This is a genomic window from Serratia sp. BNK-4 (assembly GCF_048685115.1).
Lineage (GTDB): Bacteria > Pseudomonadota > Gammaproteobacteria > Enterobacterales > Enterobacteriaceae > Serratia > Serratia bockelmannii.
The window spans coordinates 3,759,479-3,777,927 of sequence record NZ_JBLQTM010000001.1; the positions used below are offsets into that span (position 1 = coordinate 3,759,479).

Genomic DNA, 18,449 nt, shown 5'->3' on the forward strand with positions numbered 1-18,449 from the left:
GAACCTTGGACACCGCTTGTCCATGATCTTTCAGTACGATGAAACGGGATCTGCGCCACAAAAAACAAAGCGCCGCCCAGGCGACGCTTTCTTTCTGCGCGATGCTGATTAGAAATCCATCAGCTCTTTTTCTTTCTCCGCCAGCGCGGCGTCGACCAGCTTGATGTAAGCGTCGGTCATTTTCTGAATCTCGTCTTGTGAGCGACGTTCTTCGTCTTCGCTGATCTCTTTGTCTTTCAGCAGCGCCTTGACCTTGTCGTTGGCGTCACGACGCACGTTACGCACCGCTACGCGACCCTGCTCGGCTTCGCCGCGCACGATCTTGATCAGATCCTTACGACGCTCTTCGGTCAGCGGAGGCAGCGGAACGCGAATGTCAGAACCGGCGGAAGACGGGTTGAGGCCCAGATCAGAGCTCATGATCGCTTTCTCAACGGCCTGGCTCAGGCTGCGGTCGAACACGTTGATTTTCAGCGTGCGGGAGTCTTCTACGGTTACGTTGGCCAGCTGACGCAGCGGCGTAGCGGCGCCGTAGTATTCCACCATGATGCCGTCCAGAATGCTTGGAGAAGCGCGGCCGGTGCGGATCTTGCTGATTTGGTTTTTGAATGCTTCTACGCTTTTTTCCATGCGTGAATCAGCATCTTTTCTGATTTCATTAGTCACGTTGCAAACCCTTGGAAGCTGGTTACTTGGCAGGCGATACTCAAGTATAGCCCGTAATCGTACTCGAAGAGCGCGCGGCGCCTGGCGTCACGCGCTCCGAAAAAGGGGGGCGAACAGCCTTATTTGCTGATCAGCGTACCTTCGTTCTCACCCATCACCACGCGGCGCAGTGCGCCAGGCTTGTTCATGTTGAACACGCGGATCGGCAGACCGTGATCGCGGGCCAGCGTAAACGCCGCCAGATCCATCACTTTCAGCTCGCGCTCCAGCACGTCCTGATAGGTTAATTGTTCATACAGCGTCGCATCCGGGTTTTTCACCGGATCGGCGGAGTATACGCCATCCACTTTGGTGGCTTTCAGCACCACGTCCGCTTCGATCTCGATACCGCGCAGGCAAGCGGCGGAATCGGTGGTGAAGAACGGGTTGCCGGTACCGGCGGAGAAGATCACCACGCGGTTGTTGCGCAGCAGGCTGATCGCCTCTGCCCAGCTGTAATTATCACACACGCCGTTCAGCGGGATCGCCGACATCAGGCGGGCGTTCACATAGGCACGGTGCAGTGCATCACGCATAGCCAGGCCGTTCATCACGGTAGCCAGCATTCCCATGTGGTCGCCCACTACGCGGTTCATGCCGGCTTGCGCCAGGCCCGCGCCGCGGAACAAGTTCCCGCCGCCAATAACTACACCGACCTGAATTCCCAGTTCGACCAGCTCTTTCACTTCCTGAGCCATGCGATCCAAAACGCTGGCGTCGATACCAAAACCTTCTGCACCTTGCAGGGCTTCGCCACTCAGTTTAAGCAGAATACGCTGATATACGGGTTTTGCATTGGTTGCCATGGTGTTCTGTCCTAAGAAGCAGTATTAGTATTGGGGATTTCAGCCGATGAAACGCGCCTGAGGTGAGTATCACGCTGCAGGGCCTGCCACCGGTGTAATTCTGGCTGGATAGTATGGAACCGCCAGACGGCGGTTCCATCGACAGTCATTAAGACTGTTTGCTCATCGCGGCAACTTCAGCAGCGAAGTCGGTTTCGACTTTCTCGATGCCTTCGCCCACTTCGAAGCGAATGAAGTTGGTCACGTCAGCGTTGTGCTCTTTCAGCACCTGAGCAACAGATTTGCTCGGATCCATAACGAAAGGCTGACCGGTCAGAGAAACTTCGCCGGTGAATTTCTTCATGCGGCCTTCAACCATTTTCTCTGCGATTTCTTTCGGCTTGCCTGACTGCATGGCGATGTCCAGCTGAACCTGGTACTCTTTTTCTACCACTTCAGCAGACACGTCTTCTGGCTTCACGAACTCTGGCTTGCTCGCCGCAATGTGCATTGCGATTTGCTTGACCAGCTCGTCGTCAGCGCCTTTAGCCGCAACCAGAACGCCGATACGCGCGCCGTGCAGGTAGCTGCCCAGCACGTCGCCTTCCAGGGAAGCAACGCGGCGAATGTTGATGTTTTCACCGATTTTTGCCACCAGCGCTACGCGCTCTTCTTCGAACTGTGCTTTCAGCACGTCAACGTCAGTGATTTTGCCGGCCATAGCGGCATCCAGCACTTTGTCGGCGAACGCCTGGAAACCGGCGTCTTTCGCGACGAAGTCAGTCTGGCAGTTAACTTCCAGAATGATGCCGTAGTTGCCTTCGATCTTGGTTTTGATCACGCCGTCAGCAGCTACGTTGCCTGCTTTTTTAGCGGCTTTGATCGCACCGGACTTACGCATGTTTTCGATTGCCAGTTCGATGTCGCCGTTGGATTCAACCAGCGCCTTCTTGCAATCCATCATGCCAGCGCCGGTACGCTCGCGCAGTTCTTTTACCAGGGCAGCGGTAATATCAGCCATTTATTTTTCCTCGGTTATCTCGCGTGGAGACAGTTCTCATTCAGATAAGCAAAGGGGGCCTTTACAGGCCCCCCTAACCAACATATGTCAATACCTGGTTAATAAGGGCTCAGTGACGAGCTTGCCTTATTATTCAGCTTCTACGAAGCCTTCTTCCGCCTGAACGGCCAGATCTTGAGAACGACCTTCACGCACAGCGGCAGCAACAGCAGTCAGGTACAGGTTTACTGCACGGATTGCGTCGTCGTTACCAGGGATGATGAAGTCAACGCCGTCTGGGTTGGAGTTGGTATCAACGATAGAGAATACCGGGATACCCAGGTTGTTGGCTTCTTTGATCGCGATGTGCTCGTGATCGGCATCGATAACGAACAGTGCGTCTGGCAGACCGCCCATATCCTTGATACCGCCCAGGGAGTTTTCCAGCTTGGCCAGTTCACGAGTGCGCATCAGCGCTTCTTTCTTGGTCAGCTTGTCCAGGGTGCCGTCTTGAGACTGGATTTCCAGATCTTTCAAACGCTTGATGGACTGACGAACGGTTTTCCAGTTAGTCAGCATGCCACCCAACCAGCGGTGGTTCACGAAGAACTGGTCACAGCTGTTCGCAGCGTCTTTTACCGCTTCGCTTGCTGCGCGTTTGGTACCAACGAACAGGATCTTGCCTTTACGGGAAGAGATCTTGCTCAGTTCAGCCAGAGCGGCGTTGAACATTGGTACGGTCTGCTCCAGGTTGATGATGTGAACCTTGTTACGAGCGCCGAAGATGAAAGGCTTCATTTTCGGGTTCCAGTAACGGGTCTGGTGACCAAAGTGAACACCAGCCTTGAGCATGTCGCGCATGGAAACAGTTGCCATGATTAAACCTCTATAGATTAATTGGGGTTATGCCTCCACGTATCCCATAACGCCGACCCTGGCGGCGACAAGTCACCTCAGGGCACCCCGGCGGATGTGCCGATACGTGTGTGTTATTTACACAAAATGAGTGCAGTTAAAGTATTTTCGGCCAATTCCTGCCTGGTCACAAGAACCAAGTCGCGGATCGCCGGCGCGCTTTATACCATAAACCCGCTGCCGACACCAACTTTTGTTGCTTTTCGCCGGGCGTCGGGAAATGAAATTTGGCAGCCTCCGGCCAGGCTGATACCATAAGTCACTGCTTCTTATTGTCGACGATAACGACACCTGCGGACAAATTTCATGGCAATCTCAATTAAAACACCTGATGACATCCAAAAAATGCGCGTGGCCGGCCGCCTGGCCGCCGAAGTGCTGGAGATCATCGAGCCGCACGTCAAACCTGGCGTGACCACCGGCGAGCTGGACCGTATCTGTCACGAGTACATCACCAACGAGCAGCAGGCCATTTCCGCCTGCCTCGGCTATCACGGCTTCCCGAAATCCGTGTGTATATCGGTGAACGAAGTGGTGTGCCACGGCATCCCGAGCGACGACAAAACGCTGAAAGACGGCGACATCGTCAACATCGACGTGACCGTGATTAAAGACGGTTTCCATGGCGACACCTCTAAGATGTTCATCGTCGGCAAACCGACCATTCTGGGCGAGCGCCTGTGCCGCGTCACTCAGGAAAGCCTGTATCTGGCGCTGAAGATGGTCAAACCGGGCATCCGTCTGCGCACCCTGGGCAAGGCTATTCAGCAATTCGTCGAAGCCGAGAAGTTCTCCGTGGTGCGCGAGTACTGCGGCCACGGCATCGGCGAAGTGTTCCACGAAGAGCCGCAGGTGCTGCACTATGACGCGGACGACGGTGGTGTAGTGCTGCAGGCGGGCATGGCTTTCACCATCGAACCGATGGTCAACGCCGGCGACTACCGCATCCGCACCATGAAAGACGGCTGGACGGTAAAAACCAAAGATCGCAGCTTGTCGGCGCAGTATGAGCATACTATTGTGGTCACTGATAACGGCTGCGAAATAATGACGTTGCGCAAGGATGACACCATCCCCAACATCATTACGCACGAGATGTAAGCACCGCGACGAACGCCGCGTGCAGAATATCACCAGGCCGGCTTATGCCGGCCTTTTTTATGGGCTGCGCACTATGTCTGACAATCTTCTTCAACAGGCGGCCCCGGCCGTGCCGATGCCACCCGTCTCTCCCAGCGCCTACGGCGACGACGACCTCACCTGCCTGGTGCTGAAACAGCGGCTGGAGCAGTTTCAGCTGTGGCTGGCGGCGGCGTTCGACGCCGGCTCCAGCGCCGAAAGCCTAGTGGCGGCGCGCAGCGACTTCATCGATCGCCTGCTGCGCCGGCTGTGGACCTTCTACGGCTTCGAAGATATCCCGGAAACCGCGCTGGTGGCGGTCGGCGGCTACGGCCGCGGCGAACTGCATCCGCTGTCGGACATCGACGTGCTGGTGCTCAGCCAGCGCCGGCTGACGGAACAGCAGTCGCAGCGAGTCGGCGAATTCATCACCCTGCTGTGGGATCTCAAGCTGGAGGTGGGCCACAGCGTGCGCACCCTGGAAGAGTGCCTGCTGGAAGGCCTGGCGGATCTGACCGTGGCCACCAACCTGATCGAATCGCGCATGATCTGCGGCGACGTCGCGCTGTTCCTGCAGATGCAAAAACACATCTTCAGCGACGGCTTTTGGCCTTCGCCGCAGTTTTTCCACGCCAAGATCAACGAGCAGCAGGAACGCCACCAGCGCTACCATGGCACCAGCTATAACCTGGAACCGGATATCAAAAGCAGCCCCGGCGGCCTGCGCGACATCCACACGCTGCTGTGGGTGGCGCGCCGCCACTTCGGCGCCACCTCGCTGGACGAAATGGTCGGCTTCGGTTTCCTCACCCAGGCCGAGCGCAACGAACTGAACGAATGTCAGAGCTTCCTGTGGCGCATCCGCTTTGCGCTGCATCTGGTGCTGCCGCGTTACGACAACCGTCTGCTGTTCGATCGTCAGCTCAACGTGGCGCAGCTGCTGCGCTATGAAGGTGAAGGCAACGAGCCGGTCGAGCGCATGATGAAAGACTTCTACCGCATGACGCGGCGCGTCAGCGAGCTGAACCACATGCTGCTGCAGCTGTTCGACGAGGCCATCCTGGCGCTGGACGCCACCGAAAAACCGCGTCCGCTGAACGACGATTTCCAGCTGCGCGGCGATCTGATCGATCTGCGTGACGAAACGCTGTTCATCCGCGAGCCGCAAGCCATCATGCGCATGTTCTACCTGATGGTGCGCAACCGCGAGATCAAAGGCATTTACTCCACCACCGTGCGCCAGCTGCGCCACGCGCGCCGTCACCTGAAACAGCCGCTGTGCACCATCCCGGAAGCGCGCGATCTGTTTATGGCCATCCTGCGCCACCCCGGCGCGGTGTCGCGCGCGCTGGTGCCGATGCACCGTCACAGTGTGCTATGGGCTTATATGCCGCAGTGGGGCAAGATCGTCGGGCAGATGCAGTTCGATCTGTTCCACGCCTATACCGTCGACGAGCACACTATCCGGGTGCTGCAGAAGCTGGAGAGCTTCGCCGATGCGCAAACCCGGCCGCGCCATCCGCTGTGCGTGGAGCTGTATCCGCGCCTGCCGCACCCGGAACTGCTGCTGCTGGCGGCCTTGTTCCACGATATCGCCAAAGGGCGCGGCGGCGATCACTCGATCCTCGGCGCGGAGGACGTGGTCGAGTTCGCCGAGCTGCACGGTCTCAACTCGCGAGAAACCCAACTGGTGGCCTGGCTGGTGCGCTGCCACCTGCTGATGTCGGTCACCGCGCAGCGCCGCGATATCCAGGATCCGACGGTGATCCAGCAGTTCAGCAGCGAAGTGCAGAGCGAAACTCGCCTGCGCTACCTGGTATGCCTGACGGTGGCGGATATCTGCGCCACCAACGAAACCCTGTGGAACAGCTGGAAGCAGAGCCTGTTGCGCGAGCTGTATTTCGCCACCGAGAAACAGCTGCGCCGCGGCATGCAAAACAGCCCGGATCTGCGCGAACGCGTGCGCCACCATCGGCTGCAGGCGCTGGCGCTGCTGCGCATGGACAACATCGACGAAGAGGCGCTGCACCGCATCTGGAGCCGCTGCCGCGCCGACTATTTCCTGCGCCACTCGCCGAATCAGCTGGCCTGGCACGCCCGCCATCTGCTTGCCCACGACTCCACCCAGCCGCTGGTGCTGGTCAGCCGCCAGGCGACGCGCGGCGGCACCGAGATCTTCATCTGGAGCCCGGATCGTCCTTATCTGTTCGCCGCCGTCGCCGGGGAGATGGATCGCCGCAACCTGAGCGTGCACGACGCACAGATCTTCACTAACCGCGACGGTATGGCGATGGACACCTTTATCGTGCTGGAACCGGACGGCAGCCCGCTGGCGCAGGATCGCCACGCGGCGATCCGTCAGGCGCTGCTACAGGCCATCACCCAACGAGAGTATCAGCCGCCGCGTGTGCGCCGCCCCTCTTCCAAGCTGCGCCACTTCAGCGTGCCGACCGAGGTCACCTTCCTGCCGACCCACACCGATCGCCGCAGCTACCTGGAGCTGACGGCGCTCGACCAACCCGGCCTGCTGGCGCGGGTGGGCGAAGTGTTCGCCGATCTGGGGCTGTCGCTGCACGGCGCGCGCATTTCCACCATCGGCGAGCGGGTCGAGGATTTGTTTATTCTGGCCGACGGCGAGCGGCGCGCGCTCGACCAAGAAACGCGCAGAAAGTTGGAGCAACGGTTGACAGAGGCCCTCACCCCGAACGATAAAATGTGATACAAGTAACTTTTTACCGACAACATCAGGAAAGAGAACAGCATGCAGCAATTACAGAACGTTATTGAAAGCGCCTTCGAACGCCGTGCGGACATTACCCCGGCGAACGTAGACACCGTAACGCGCGAAGCGGTAAACCAGGTGATCGGCCTGTTGGACAGCGGCGCCCTGCGCGTTGCCGAGAAGATCGACGGTCAATGGGTCACCCATCAGTGGCTGAAGAAAGCCGTGCTGCTCTCTTTCCGCATCAACGACAACAAGGTAATGGACGGCGCGGAAACCCGCTACTACGACAAGGTGCCGATGAAATTCGCCGACTACGACGAAGCGCGCTTCCAGAAGGAAGGTTTCCGCGTCGTGCCGCCGGCCACCGTGCGCCAGGGCGCGTTCATCGCTCGCAACACCGTGCTGATGCCGTCTTACGTTAACATCGGCGCCTACGTCGACGAAGGCACCATGGTCGACACCTGGGCCACCGTCGGTTCTTGCGCGCAGATAGGCAAGAACGTTCACCTGTCCGGCGGCGTCGGCATCGGCGGCGTGCTGGAGCCGCTGCAGGCCAACCCGACCATCATCGAAGACAACTGCTTCATCGGCGCACGCTCCGAAGTGGTGGAAGGCGTGATCGTGGAAGAAGGCTCGGTGATTTCGATGGGCGTCTACCTCGGCCAGAGCACCCGCATCTATGACCGCGAGACCGGCGAAATCCATTACGGCCGCGTGCCGGCGGGTTCGGTGGTGGTTTCCGGTAACCTGCCGTCGAAAGACGGTTCTTACAGCCTGTACTGCGCGGTGATCGTCAAGAAAGTCGACGCCAAAACGCGCGGTAAAGTCGGCATTAATGAGTTATTGCGTACTATCGACTAAATTGAAATAGCGGGTGATTCACCCGCTATTTTTTTGTCTGCGTTTCGCTGGCAGTCACAGTCGCAGATCTCGCTTTCCGCCATAATCGCAGTCGTGGAATATAACGATCACATCTAAAGAGGGCGCAGTATGTACGATAACTTGAAGAGTTTGGGCATCAATCAACCGGAAGACGTCGATCGCTATAGCCTGCGTCAAGAGGCCAACAACGACATCCTCAAGATCTATTTCCGCAAGGACAAGGGCGAGTTCTTCGCCAAGAGCGTGAAGTTCAAGTATCCGCGCCAGCGTAAAACCGTGGTGGCGGACAACGCCGGCCAGGGCTACAAGGAAATTCACGAGATCAACCCGAACCTGCGTTACGTGATCGACGAGCTGGATCAGCTGTGCCAGCGCGATCAGGTGGAAGTGGATCTGAAGCGTAAAATCCTCGACGACCTGCGCCATCTCGAGGGCGTGGTGTCGCACAAGATTGCCGAGATCGAAGCCGATCTGGAAAAACTCACCCGCGGCAAATAATGCGGATCGGTTGACCCGCATCATCGTTAAGGCGCCCTTTTGCGGCGCCTTTTTACGTTATGACTGCAGCAGCGTGCCCCACTGCTCGACCCACGGGCAGGCGGCCACTTCCGGCTCCGGCTGTTCCATCGCATCGATTTCCAGCACTTCGCCAACGCGGGTGGCGCCCTGCTCCTGCAGCAGCGCGTCAAACGCGCGCCCGGCGCCGCAGAAGTTGTCATAGCTGCTGTCGCCGAGGGCAATCAGCCCATAGCGCAGCTCCGGCTGATAGCCAACCTGATCGCGAATGGCGTGGAACAACGGCGCGATGCTGTCCGGCAAATCGCCCTGCCCGGTAGTGGAGGTGATCACCAGCGCGTAATGCTGACGATAAAACTGCCAGGCCTCCAGCGTGCCCTCTTCGAACAGTTTGACCTCATGGCCCTGCTCGCTGAGGATGTTTTGCGCCTCTTCCGCCACCAGCAGCGAATTGCCGTAGACCGTTCCCACGAAGATACCAACCTGAGCCATGGCTCCTACTCCCTTCATTACCTTTAAAAATTGTCAGCTATCCTGACCGTTAGCCGCGCTAAACTCAACCCCGGCAAGTTCAGGGAATACCCCCGCCCAGCCGAACTGCGCCATCACCCCTTGCCAGTCTTCGTCCCAGCGCGCCGTCACCTGCAGCGGCTCGCCGCTCACCGGGTGCGTCAGCTGCAGATGGCTGGCGTGCAGCATCAGGCGCGGGCAGCCGAAATGCTGCGCCATCCCACGGTTCTGCCGCAGATCGCCGTGCTTGCTGTCACCGATGATCGGATGGCGAAGATGCGCCATGTGGCGCCGCAATTGGTGCTTGCGGCCGGTTTCCGGCTGCAGTTCCACCAGACTGTAACGCGCGCTGTCGTAGCGGCCGACGGCCACCGGCATCTCTACCTGCGCCAACGGCCGGTAGTGCGTGACGGCCGGCTGCGGCCCCTTGTCGGCATCGGCATGTTTATCGGCGATTTTGTCCAGCTCCGCCGTCAGCGGGTAGTCGAGGGTCGCCCCCTCCTGCACGTAACCGCGCACCACCGCATGGTAGGTTTTCTGCACCTGATGCTGCTCGAACTGCTGCGACAGCAGGCGCGCCACCTCGCTGGAAAGCGCCATCAGCAGCACGCCGGAGGTCGGGCGATCGAGACGGTGCACGGTAAAGACGTGCTGCCCGAGCTGATCGCGCACCGTTTGCATCATAAAACGTGTTTCATGACGATCCAGCCAACTGCGGTGTACCAACCAGCCCGACGGTTTGTTCACCGCCACCAGGTGTTCATCCTGATACAAAATCTCAATCACATCGCTTTCCCAGGTCAATAGCCGTTTCGGGCGCGAGTATAACAGGCGTGCGGCTCAGCGCTAGTTTACCCATTCGATGGTCACCAGGCGCGTATCGGCGCGGCCGCGATCGTCCACCGCCCGAATGCGATAACGCCCGTTGTTGATCGGCCGCCAGTCGATCGGCTTTTTGCTGGCGCTGCTACCGAGATAGATATCGTCGACAAACCAGTACACCGTCTTGCTGTCGGCATCCGTCACCGCATTGAAGGCGATTTTGTCCCGCCCCTGCTGCGACTGGCGCAGGGTATAGGTGGTATTTTTCAGCGGCGAAGTGATGCGCGGTGCGTTGCCGCCGACGGCGATGCCGTTATCCTTGCAGCGGTTAACCGGCGGCGTCCGTTTCGGCAGCCCGGCCTGGGCGAACACGTTGGCCAAATCGGAAGGCCAGAATTCAAAGATTTCGGTACGAGTCTGCGCCGCGTCATACGGCGGGCAAACGACCTCGCCGCTGTGAATATCCAGCACCACAGGCCGATAGACGCTGTCCACCTTGATCGGCGACTTGCCGGGAATGAACCAGGTCTTGCCCTTTTGCTGGCACCACGGCGTCGGCAGATCGCCGCTGGCGAGACAAATCTCCACCCGCCGCAGCCGTTGGGGGAACGGATGTTTCGGTTCCCGCAGGCCAGGGTAGCTGGCGTTGACGCTGTCGATGATATTGAAAAACAGCGGCGCGGCCGCCTCGGCGCCGACCAACGCATTGTTGCCGCGCCCGTCGAAGTTGCCTTCCCACACCACCAGCACGTAAGGGCCGAAAATTCCGACGCTCCAGGCGTCGCGAAAGCCCCATGAAGTCCCGGTCTTCCAATACACCGGCAGCGAAGAAGAACGCTGTGCCAGCGTATCGCCCGGCCGCCGGTGCTGGCGCAGCATATCCAGCGTGATGAAACTGGCCTCCTCACTCAGCAGCCGCACCGGCGTCGATTCGGCCTCGTTCAATCGCATGCGAAGCGGCCGCAGCTCGCCGCGGTTCGCCAGCAGCGCATACAGCTTCGCCAATTCCTGCGCCGTCACCTCACCGCCGCCCAATACCAGCGACAGCCCGTAGTGGCTCTCATTGGCCATATTGGCGACGCCGGTCAGGCGTAAGAACTGATAAAAAGTCGGCTGGCGCAGCTGCGAGGCGACATATACCGCCGGGATGTTACGGCTGAAGTTCAGCGCGTCGGTGGCGGTCACCGGACCGAGAAAGCGCCGGTCGAAGTTTTCCGGCGCATAGGCGCCGAACGACGAAGGCACGTCTTTCAGGATAGTCATCGGATGCAACACGCCTTGCTCCATGCCCAGCGCGTAGATGAACGGCTTCAGCGTCGAGCCCGGCGAACGTTTGGCGTTGGTGCCGTTCACCTGCCCTTGGATCGGCCGATTGTAATAGTCCGCCGATCCTACCAGCGCGCGCACCCCCATATCGCGGCTGTCCACCAGCAGCACCGCGGCGTTTTGAATGCCGCGGCTGCGGTTGCGGGCGATAAAGGCGTTAACCTGCCGCTCGACCAGCCGCTGCAACCCGGCGTCCAGCGTCGTGTCTACGCGGGTATCGCGCTGCACCAGTTGCTGCGTCTGCAGGCGCAGCTGTTCGATAAAGTGCGGTGCGATATAAGGCACTTGTTCAGGCTGCCGCAACGCCAACGGCAGGCGGAACAGCGTTTGCTGGCTGGCGTCGGTCGGGTAAACCTGCTGCCAGCGCTGGAACAGACGGTTGCGCGCCTGCGTCAATGCGGCACCGAGCACGCCGGTTTTTGGCTCCAGACGGTAGCTGGGCGACTGCGGCAGCACCGCCAGCGTCAGCGCCTCCGGCAGGGTCAACGCCTTCGGCGACTTGGCGAAGTAGATCAGGCTGGCGGCGCCGATGCTTTCAATGTTGCGACCGTAGGGGGCGTAATTCAGGTAGGCTTCCAGGATATCGCGCTTGGAGTAGCTCAGTTCCAGCTGCACCGCGCGCAGCACCTGCAGCAGCTTGCCGCCCGGCGTGCGGGTGTTGAGATGCCAGCGCATCCGCGCCAGCTGCATGCTGATGGTCGAACCGCCCTGCATTTTGCCGCCGGCGACATAGCTGCGCCAGAAACCGCGCATCAGGCTGACGGGGTTAAAGCCGGGATTGTAGTAGAACCAGCGATCTTCGTGCAGCAGCAGCCCGCGCACCGCCAGCGGGGATACCTGCTCCAGCGGGGTCCACAGCCGGTAGCGATCGTCGTTGGCCAGCGTGATGCGTAGCAACGCGCCGTGCCTGTCGTAATAAACGGAAGACTGCGGCAGCCCCTGCCACAGGGGCGGATGCGGCCACAGCCGAATCGCGGCCAACAGCAGCGCCAGTAAAAACACCGCCATCAAGCCGTTTTGCAGCACGCGCCCGGTCAGGATCTTCATACGTTCTCAGCATTCCGGCGCCAGACGCTGGCCTGGCGCCGGATATGGCCTAGTCGTTGCCCGCCGGCACCACCACCAGCTTACCGCCGCCGGCCGACATGGCCTGCACTTCACGGTCGTACATGGCTTCGCCGTAGGCCGGTGGAACAATAAAGCTGCCGGTATTGGTGGCCTTGATCTGATAGACGAACTCCTGCACCTCGGTGCCGGCGCTGCCGTAGATAATCACCCGATCCTCACGGATATCGCTGTAATCCGGCGCCCAGGTGGAGCCGGTGGCGGCCAGCGGCGACTGCCAGCCGCCGCGATCGTCGCTCTCCTCGCCGGTATCGGCCGGTTCCGGCGGCGTCTGCTGCACCACTTCGAACCCGCCCGGCAGCAGATCGACGATCGCCAGGTTGCTCTGCCCCTCTTTCGAGTTGGCGCGCACCTTCAGATGGACATTGATCTTCTGCCCCAGCGTCACCTGCGTCACCGCTTTGCCTTGCTCGTCGGTGTAATCGCGGACAATCTCAATGCCGCGCGACAGCGCTTTTTGCGGCGCATTCAGATCGTAACCGGCCTGCGTCACCACATACCAGGCCGGCGCATTGCCGCCGTTGGTGAAGCGCACGGCGGTGGCATCGGCGTTGAACTGCCCCTGAACGAACAGCCCCTGCAGCTCACTGATGCGCTGCGGCTCGCCGCCGCTTTTGCCCACCTGCACGATGCCCAATGCATCCGCATTGGCGGATTGCGCCGCCACCTCAGTCGAATAGCTTTCCAGCGCCAGGATGCTCATTGCAGAGGAGTACGTGGTGTAACGCTCTTCTTTCAGTGCCTTGACCATATTCTCCAGCACCTGCGGCGGAATCGACGCCACCTTCTCAGGGAAGTGACGGGTAATCAAATACAGCCGCGTCGCATCCTGCACCAGCGGATCGAAATAGTTCTGCGTCCACCAGGCGCTGTCATAGGCTTTGCTCAGTTGCTGCCAGCTCGGTTGCAACAGCGCGGCGGCTTCGTCGTCCATCTTCAACAGGCGATAGGAAGAGGCCAGATACAGCGCGCTCAGGTCGGTTTTCCAGCCCTCGCCATAGCGTTTTTGCAGCGTATCCTGCACCGCCGCCAGCGAGTTGGTGGTCACTTCGCCCTGCAGCGTCAGCAGGTAAACCGCCCAGCTGCGCAGGCGCAGCAGATACAGATCGTCGAAACCGCTGGCCGCCAGCTCGCGCAACGCGCCGTTGGCTTCATCCAGCATGCCTTCCGGCAGGGCGTAGCCCGCCGCTTTGGCTTCGAGCAGATACTGCACCACATAAGGCGTGACGAAAGGATCGGCATCCGGCGATGAACGCCAGGCGCCGATCGCCCCGCTGTCGTTCTGGCGGGCGCGCAGCACGCCAAGCAGATTGCGCAGCTGCTTGCTGACTTCCGCCTGGCTCAGGCTGCTTTTCATCTCTGGGTGACGGCTCTGCAGCATCAGCGGAATGGAACGGCTGACGATCTGCTCGGAACAGTAATATGGGTAATCCGCCAGGTATTGCGCCAGCCCATTGGTCAGCACCAGCGGTGAATTCGACACCGCAGCCCGGCGCTGCGCGAAAGCATCGAACATCTGGCGCAGGCCATCGACGTTCTGGCTGCTACCGCTCATGCGCCCCATCACCGACTGGGTGCGGTACGGCGCCGCCGGCCGCACCGAGGTGCTGACGGTGCGGCGGCTGGCCTGGTCGCCGTAACGGGCGTCGAACACCAGCGGCGCATCGCCCAAAACGGCTTTGGCGCGCAGGCGGAAAGCGATCACGCCCTCGCGTTTTTCCGCCAGCGTCAGGCTTTGCGTCGCGTTGCCCACCACCTCCAATTGCGGCGGCGGCGTCAGCAGGACGTTGATGGCTGCCGACTGGCCGTTCAGCCCTTCGAGGTTGTTGCTGATGCCCACGCTGACGTCGAACTCATCGCCCGGCGCCACCATCGCCGGCACGTTCGGCGTCATGATGAAGCTGTCACGCACCGTGGCGGCGGTTTGCGCCTTGCCGATTTTCTCCGGCGTCACCGAAATCGCCATGACGCGGATCTTGCCGTTGAAGTAGTCCGGCACCGGGTAGACGAACTGCTTCTCGCCGCTGACTTCGGTAATGCCGGACCAGTAGGCCACCGGCTTGTCACGCTTGCGTTTGAACGGGTTGAGGTTGAGATCCAACCCTTCGCCCGCATCGCCGCCCGGCGCCGCGGTCAGCGCCATCAGCTTGCTGAACTCCGGCAGGATCAGATCCAGGATCTGCGAGCTGCTCACGTTCAGTTCGCGCTTGCTGAAGAAGAACTCCAGCGGATCCTTCAGGCGGTAACGCGCCACCTGCAGAATGCCCTCATCGACGGCGAACAGCGCCACCTGCTGCGGCGCATCGGTCTTGACCGTCATCGTCAGGTTTTCACCCGGCTTGATGACCGCCGGCGCCGTCACCTCGAGGCTGTTTTGGCGCGCCTTGGTGCTGATCTTGAACGGCATCACGCCGTAGCTCAGCGGACTCATGAAGATCTCGCTGGAGTTGATGTCGCGCACGAACTGCACGTTGATGTAGCCGTTGCCCTCCATGCCGGCCGGCACGCGGATCGTCTGCACCGAGCTGGTGGTATCGCTGTGGAACCACTGCCAGGCGTAAACTTTGTCCTTCTCGATGGTGATCAAACCGCTGCCGGTATAAGGCGCGTTAATCGCCACCTCGATCTCCTCGCCCGGCTGGTATTCCGCCTGGTTCAGTTTCAGCTTCAGTTCGGCGTTGCGATCCAGCGAACGGCTCAGGTTGGCGTTGCCGGCCACGCTGTAGGCGACGCGGTTGAGCGTCTTGCCCTGCGCATCTTCAATCACCAGCACGAAGTCGCCCGGCTTATCAGTCGTCAGCCGCAGATCCGCGCCCTGCTCACTCAGCGCCAGCGGCTGTTCCGACAGCTGCACTTCCTTCATCTTCGACTGGTATTTGTAAACGCCCGAATCCTGTTTGGTCAGCACCGAAATGTATTTCTGTTCGATCAGCACCTGCTTCAGATTCGGCATGGCGATCTGTTTCAGGGCCGGATCGATGGCGATCACATTCAGATGCCGCTCCGCGTCGCGATTGATGTAGCCCAGATCGCCGTCGGCCTTCACCCCAATCAGATAATCGTAAGGCGAAACCAGCGTACGGGCGGTAGCCGCCACCGAACGCCCGCCGCCGGCGACGAACGCCTCCGACAACAGCTGCAGCTGATAGGTCGCGTCGGCGTAGGATTTCAGATCGAGCGGAATATCGGCCGCGCCATGCTCATCGGTGGTGCGATCTTCCAGCTCGGTTTCGAACCCGTCGCTGTTTTGCCGGTTTTCGTAGAACGCATAATCCGGGAAGCGATCGAAGCTCGGATACATCGGCCGCAGCGTCAGCCTGGTGGTCACGCGGCGATCTTGCGCCGGGGTGCCGAACAGGTTCTGCACGTCGATGCTGGCCTTCAGCTCAGACGGTTTTACCCAGCCTTGCTGGCGGTCCGGCGTCAACGCCAGCTTCACTTTCAGCTGATCCGGTTCGAACTCCTTCACATTGACCGCGGTATGGCCGAGCAGCGTGGAGGTATCGTTGTTTTTGCCGATCAGATACAGATAGACGTTCCACTCGCCGGTCGGTGAGTTTTCATCGGTGGTATAGCTCAGCTCGTTGAAACCGCTGGCGCCCAGCGTCAGCGGTACGGTGGACATCAGCTTGTCGCGCGGATCGCGAATTTCGGCACGCACCGGCACGCCGGCCAGGCCAACGCCCCAGTCGGCGGCGCGGGTGATCAGGCCAATATTGAAAGTATCCCCCGGCCGATAAACGCCGCGATCGGAGAATAGATAACTGCTGAGGGTGCGCGGATCGGTCGGCGTTTGTTCACCGGCGACGTCGAAGCGCGAGAAGTCCAGCCCGCGATCGTTATAGCTACCGGTCGGCAGGAAGGAGACATCCCCTTCCTTTTCCACCAGGAACATCACCGGCTGGCGCTCGTTGGTGTATACATCGAGCGCCGGGAAACGCACGTGGCCGTCGGCACCGGTGGTTTGGCTGAGCAGCGTCACGCCGTTTTTGGCCACTACTGACACGGTGGCGCCGCTGACCGGTGCGCCGCTTTGGATCGACTGCACAAAGACATCGCGCGTCTTATCCTGCGAGCTCTTGGCGACGATGCCCAGATCGGTCACCACCACAAAGCGCGAATCGCCGACGTCGGGCTGCTCTTCCCCTTCGCTTTCATCTTGTTCCTGATCCTGCTCGGTGCCCGCCTCTTCCGCCGCCGGTTTTCGGTTCGGCTGCCATTCGGACAGCGTCAGCAGGAATACCCCGCGATGGGAGCTGGCGTTGGTGGAGAGATAACGGGAGAGATCGATGCCCTGATAGTTCACTTCCCCCGGCCGCTCGTTGTTGAGCGCCGTTTGGTATTTGAAATGCTCGGTGAAATATTCGTCGTTGAGACGGTTGAATTCCGTGGACGAGTAGTCCCGACTTTTGAAGGAGACAATGTGCTGCAGCTGGCTCGGGATCACCCGTTTGATGTCCAGCCGCAGGCCCGCCACGTTACGCGCCGCCACGCTGATCTGCTTGTCGCCGTTAACCGACAGCAGCGAGCCCTGCGACATGAACTGCAGCGATTTCGGGAACTCCGGCACTTCGACCACCCGATAAACCTTCTTCGGCATCTTGTAACCGCCGACAGAGACCAGCTGGTTGTCTATCTCGAGCAACACAAAGCGGTGCGCCGGAGCGTCGAAACGGAAGCTGAACTGCGGTTGATAGGCCTCTTCCGCCTCGTTAAGCGTCAACGGCAGTGGCGTCGCCTGCGCCAGCACGTTTTTGCCGACGCTGTCGACCGTCCATTGATAGAAGTCTTCGGCATCGTTGGCGGCCTCGGCATCGCTCGGATCGTGCTGCGGCAGCAGCCAGGCTTTGGTGGCCCGCACCAACTCTTTATCCTTCACCGCATCGCTGAAACCGACCACCAGCGCACGCTGCCCTTGGCCGCCGTCGGTGTCCACGACCTGAGCGCTGGCGTCACTCAGCGCCAGGCTGTAGAGGGTGGGTACCTTGACCCAGTTGCTTTTCGCCTCTTCGACAGCGTTGCCGGCCGCCGTCGATTTAACGCCCTTACCGACGGTCAGATGCACCGCGCCGCCCTGATCCAGCGCCTGAAGCGGCTCGGAATGCACCCAGGCGTTCAGTTTTTTCTCGTCATAGACCAGAGAGAAGTTCAGCTTTTTCTCGGAGGACGTGCTGCCTTCCTTCAATCCCAGCGAAATCTGTTTTTCAAAGCTGGCGACGTCGACCGGCGCGTTGAACTGCAGATTGAAAATCGCGCTGCGTTTCTGCGCATTCTGTGGATCGCGGTAATACTCGGCCTGCCCCAGACGGTAATCGAACGCGGGCACGGTGAAGGCATAGCGGGTTTTGGCGAGCTTGACCTGCGGCGCCAGCAAGGTGGCGGGCTCCAGGGCCACCTCATATTTCGCTCCCATCGGCAGCGGTTTTTTCGGCGAGAACACCAGCGTTGATTCATTGCTCCACGCCCACTGCCCTTCCGCCGTCGGTTTGAGGGTGATACCGGCGCTCACGGTTTTACCCACCACGGCGATCGGCGCGACCGAGCCGCTGAAGGTCAGGCTCACCGTTTGCGGCGCCTGCCGGGCGGCGGCGTAATCTATCGGCTCGGGGTTGGCCACCTCGGCGCTGATCTCCTGAACCACCAACGGCGCCGGCTCGATGGGCTGGGGCCGATTTTGCCACCAGTGCCAACCGTAAAACGCGCCGCCCGCGGCCCCCGCCAGCAGCAGCAGGCCCAGACCGATCGCTTTCGGGTGTTTATCCACGCCGCTTTCGAGCCGCAAAAAACCGCGCGGCAGCGCAGCCCACCAGGCCGGCGCGCGCCAGCTGAGGTTGCCGACCAGCGGTCTCAGCAACCGTCCCAACAGCGACAACGCCCCACCCAGCAGGCGACAAACGCCCTTAACCAGGGTAAAAGGCAAACGCAGGATAAACCTTAATAAATCCATTATTGCAGCACCTCATCATCCTAATGCAGCCCCCGGTCAACCGTCGCGGTTCAACCGAGCCGAAAGACACCG

Annotated in this window: 12 protein-coding genes; 4 read left to right on the plus strand and 8 right to left on the minus strand. The window is 60.2% G+C overall.

Going from position 1 to position 18,449, the window contains the following annotated elements; genetic code table 11:
• Nucleotides 1-108: 108 nt before the first annotated feature.
• The 4 genes from frr to rpsB form a co-directional block, all read right to left on the minus strand.
• Nucleotides 109-666, minus strand: a complete 558-nt coding sequence (frr, locus tag ACMGGW_RS18030; RefSeq protein ID WP_004931943.1) for a ribosome recycling factor — start codon at nucleotides 664-666, stop codon at nucleotides 109-111.
• Nucleotides 667-785: 119 nt separating this feature from the next.
• The gene (pyrH, locus tag ACMGGW_RS18035) at nucleotides 786-1,511 is read right to left on the minus strand and encodes a UMP kinase (RefSeq protein ID WP_004931940.1); all 726 of its coding nucleotides are present in this window, start codon (nucleotides 1,509-1,511) and stop codon (nucleotides 786-788) included.
• 148 nt (nucleotides 1,512-1,659) lie between these two features.
• Nucleotides 1,660-2,511, minus strand: a complete 852-nt coding sequence (tsf, locus tag ACMGGW_RS18040; protein WP_025304037.1) for a translation elongation factor Ts — start codon at nucleotides 2,509-2,511, stop codon at nucleotides 1,660-1,662.
• A gap of 129 nt (nucleotides 2,512-2,640) precedes the next feature.
• Nucleotides 2,641-3,366 carry a 30S ribosomal protein S2 gene (gene rpsB, locus ACMGGW_RS18045; RefSeq protein ID WP_016929891.1) on the minus strand — a complete coding sequence of 242 codons (726 nt, stop codon included), beginning with the start codon at nucleotides 3,364-3,366 and terminating at the stop codon, nucleotides 2,641-2,643.
• Nucleotides 3,367-3,711: 345 nt separating this feature from the next.
• Between rpsB and map the strand changes: the two genes are divergently transcribed.
• From map to ACMGGW_RS18065, 4 genes are all read left to right on the plus strand, one after another.
• Nucleotides 3,712-4,506: a type I methionyl aminopeptidase gene (gene map / locus ACMGGW_RS18050; protein ID WP_004931936.1), complete on the plus strand. Its 795-nt coding sequence runs from the start codon at nucleotides 3,712-3,714 to the stop codon at nucleotides 4,504-4,506.
• 73 nt (nucleotides 4,507-4,579) lie between these two features.
• Nucleotides 4,580-7,243 (plus strand): bifunctional uridylyltransferase/uridylyl-removing protein GlnD, encoded by a 2,664-nt coding sequence (gene glnD / locus ACMGGW_RS18055; protein ID WP_043139899.1) that lies wholly within the window; start codon nucleotides 4,580-4,582, stop codon nucleotides 7,241-7,243.
• 42 nt (nucleotides 7,244-7,285) lie between these two features.
• Entirely contained in the window at nucleotides 7,286-8,110 is an 825-nt protein-coding gene (dapD, locus tag ACMGGW_RS18060; RefSeq protein WP_004931932.1) for a 2,3,4,5-tetrahydropyridine-2,6-dicarboxylate N-succinyltransferase, read from the plus strand.
• Nucleotides 8,111-8,239: 129 nt separating this feature from the next.
• Nucleotides 8,240-8,629: a DUF3461 family protein gene (locus tag ACMGGW_RS18065; RefSeq protein ID WP_004931929.1), complete on the plus strand. Its 390-nt coding sequence runs from the start codon at nucleotides 8,240-8,242 to the stop codon at nucleotides 8,627-8,629.
• Between the two features lie 57 nt (nucleotides 8,630-8,686).
• On the opposite strand, the gene ACMGGW_RS18070 is transcribed toward ACMGGW_RS18065, so the two are convergent.
• Genes ACMGGW_RS18070 through ACMGGW_RS18085 form a run of 4 tightly spaced genes read right to left on the minus strand, consistent with a single transcriptional unit; the run spans nucleotide 8,687 to nucleotide 18,377 of the window.
• On the minus strand, nucleotides 8,687-9,139 hold the full coding sequence (locus ACMGGW_RS18070; protein WP_004931927.1) for a flavodoxin: 453 nt from the start codon (nucleotides 9,137-9,139) through the stop codon (nucleotides 8,687-8,689).
• A gap of 33 nt (nucleotides 9,140-9,172) precedes the next feature.
• Nucleotides 9,173-9,943, minus strand: a complete 771-nt coding sequence (gene truC, locus ACMGGW_RS18075; protein ID WP_025304040.1) for a tRNA pseudouridine(65) synthase TruC — start codon at nucleotides 9,941-9,943, stop codon at nucleotides 9,173-9,175.
• A gap of 60 nt (nucleotides 9,944-10,003) precedes the next feature.
• Entirely contained in the window at nucleotides 10,004-12,352 is a 2,349-nt protein-coding gene (gene pbpC, locus ACMGGW_RS18080) for a penicillin-binding protein 1C (protein WP_043139891.1), read from the minus strand.
• A gap of 49 nt (nucleotides 12,353-12,401) precedes the next feature.
• The gene (locus ACMGGW_RS18085) at nucleotides 12,402-18,377 is read right to left on the minus strand and encodes an alpha-2-macroglobulin family protein (protein WP_164064322.1); all 5,976 of its coding nucleotides are present in this window, start codon (nucleotides 18,375-18,377) and stop codon (nucleotides 12,402-12,404) included.
• Between the last annotated feature and the right edge of the window lie 72 nt (nucleotides 18,378-18,449).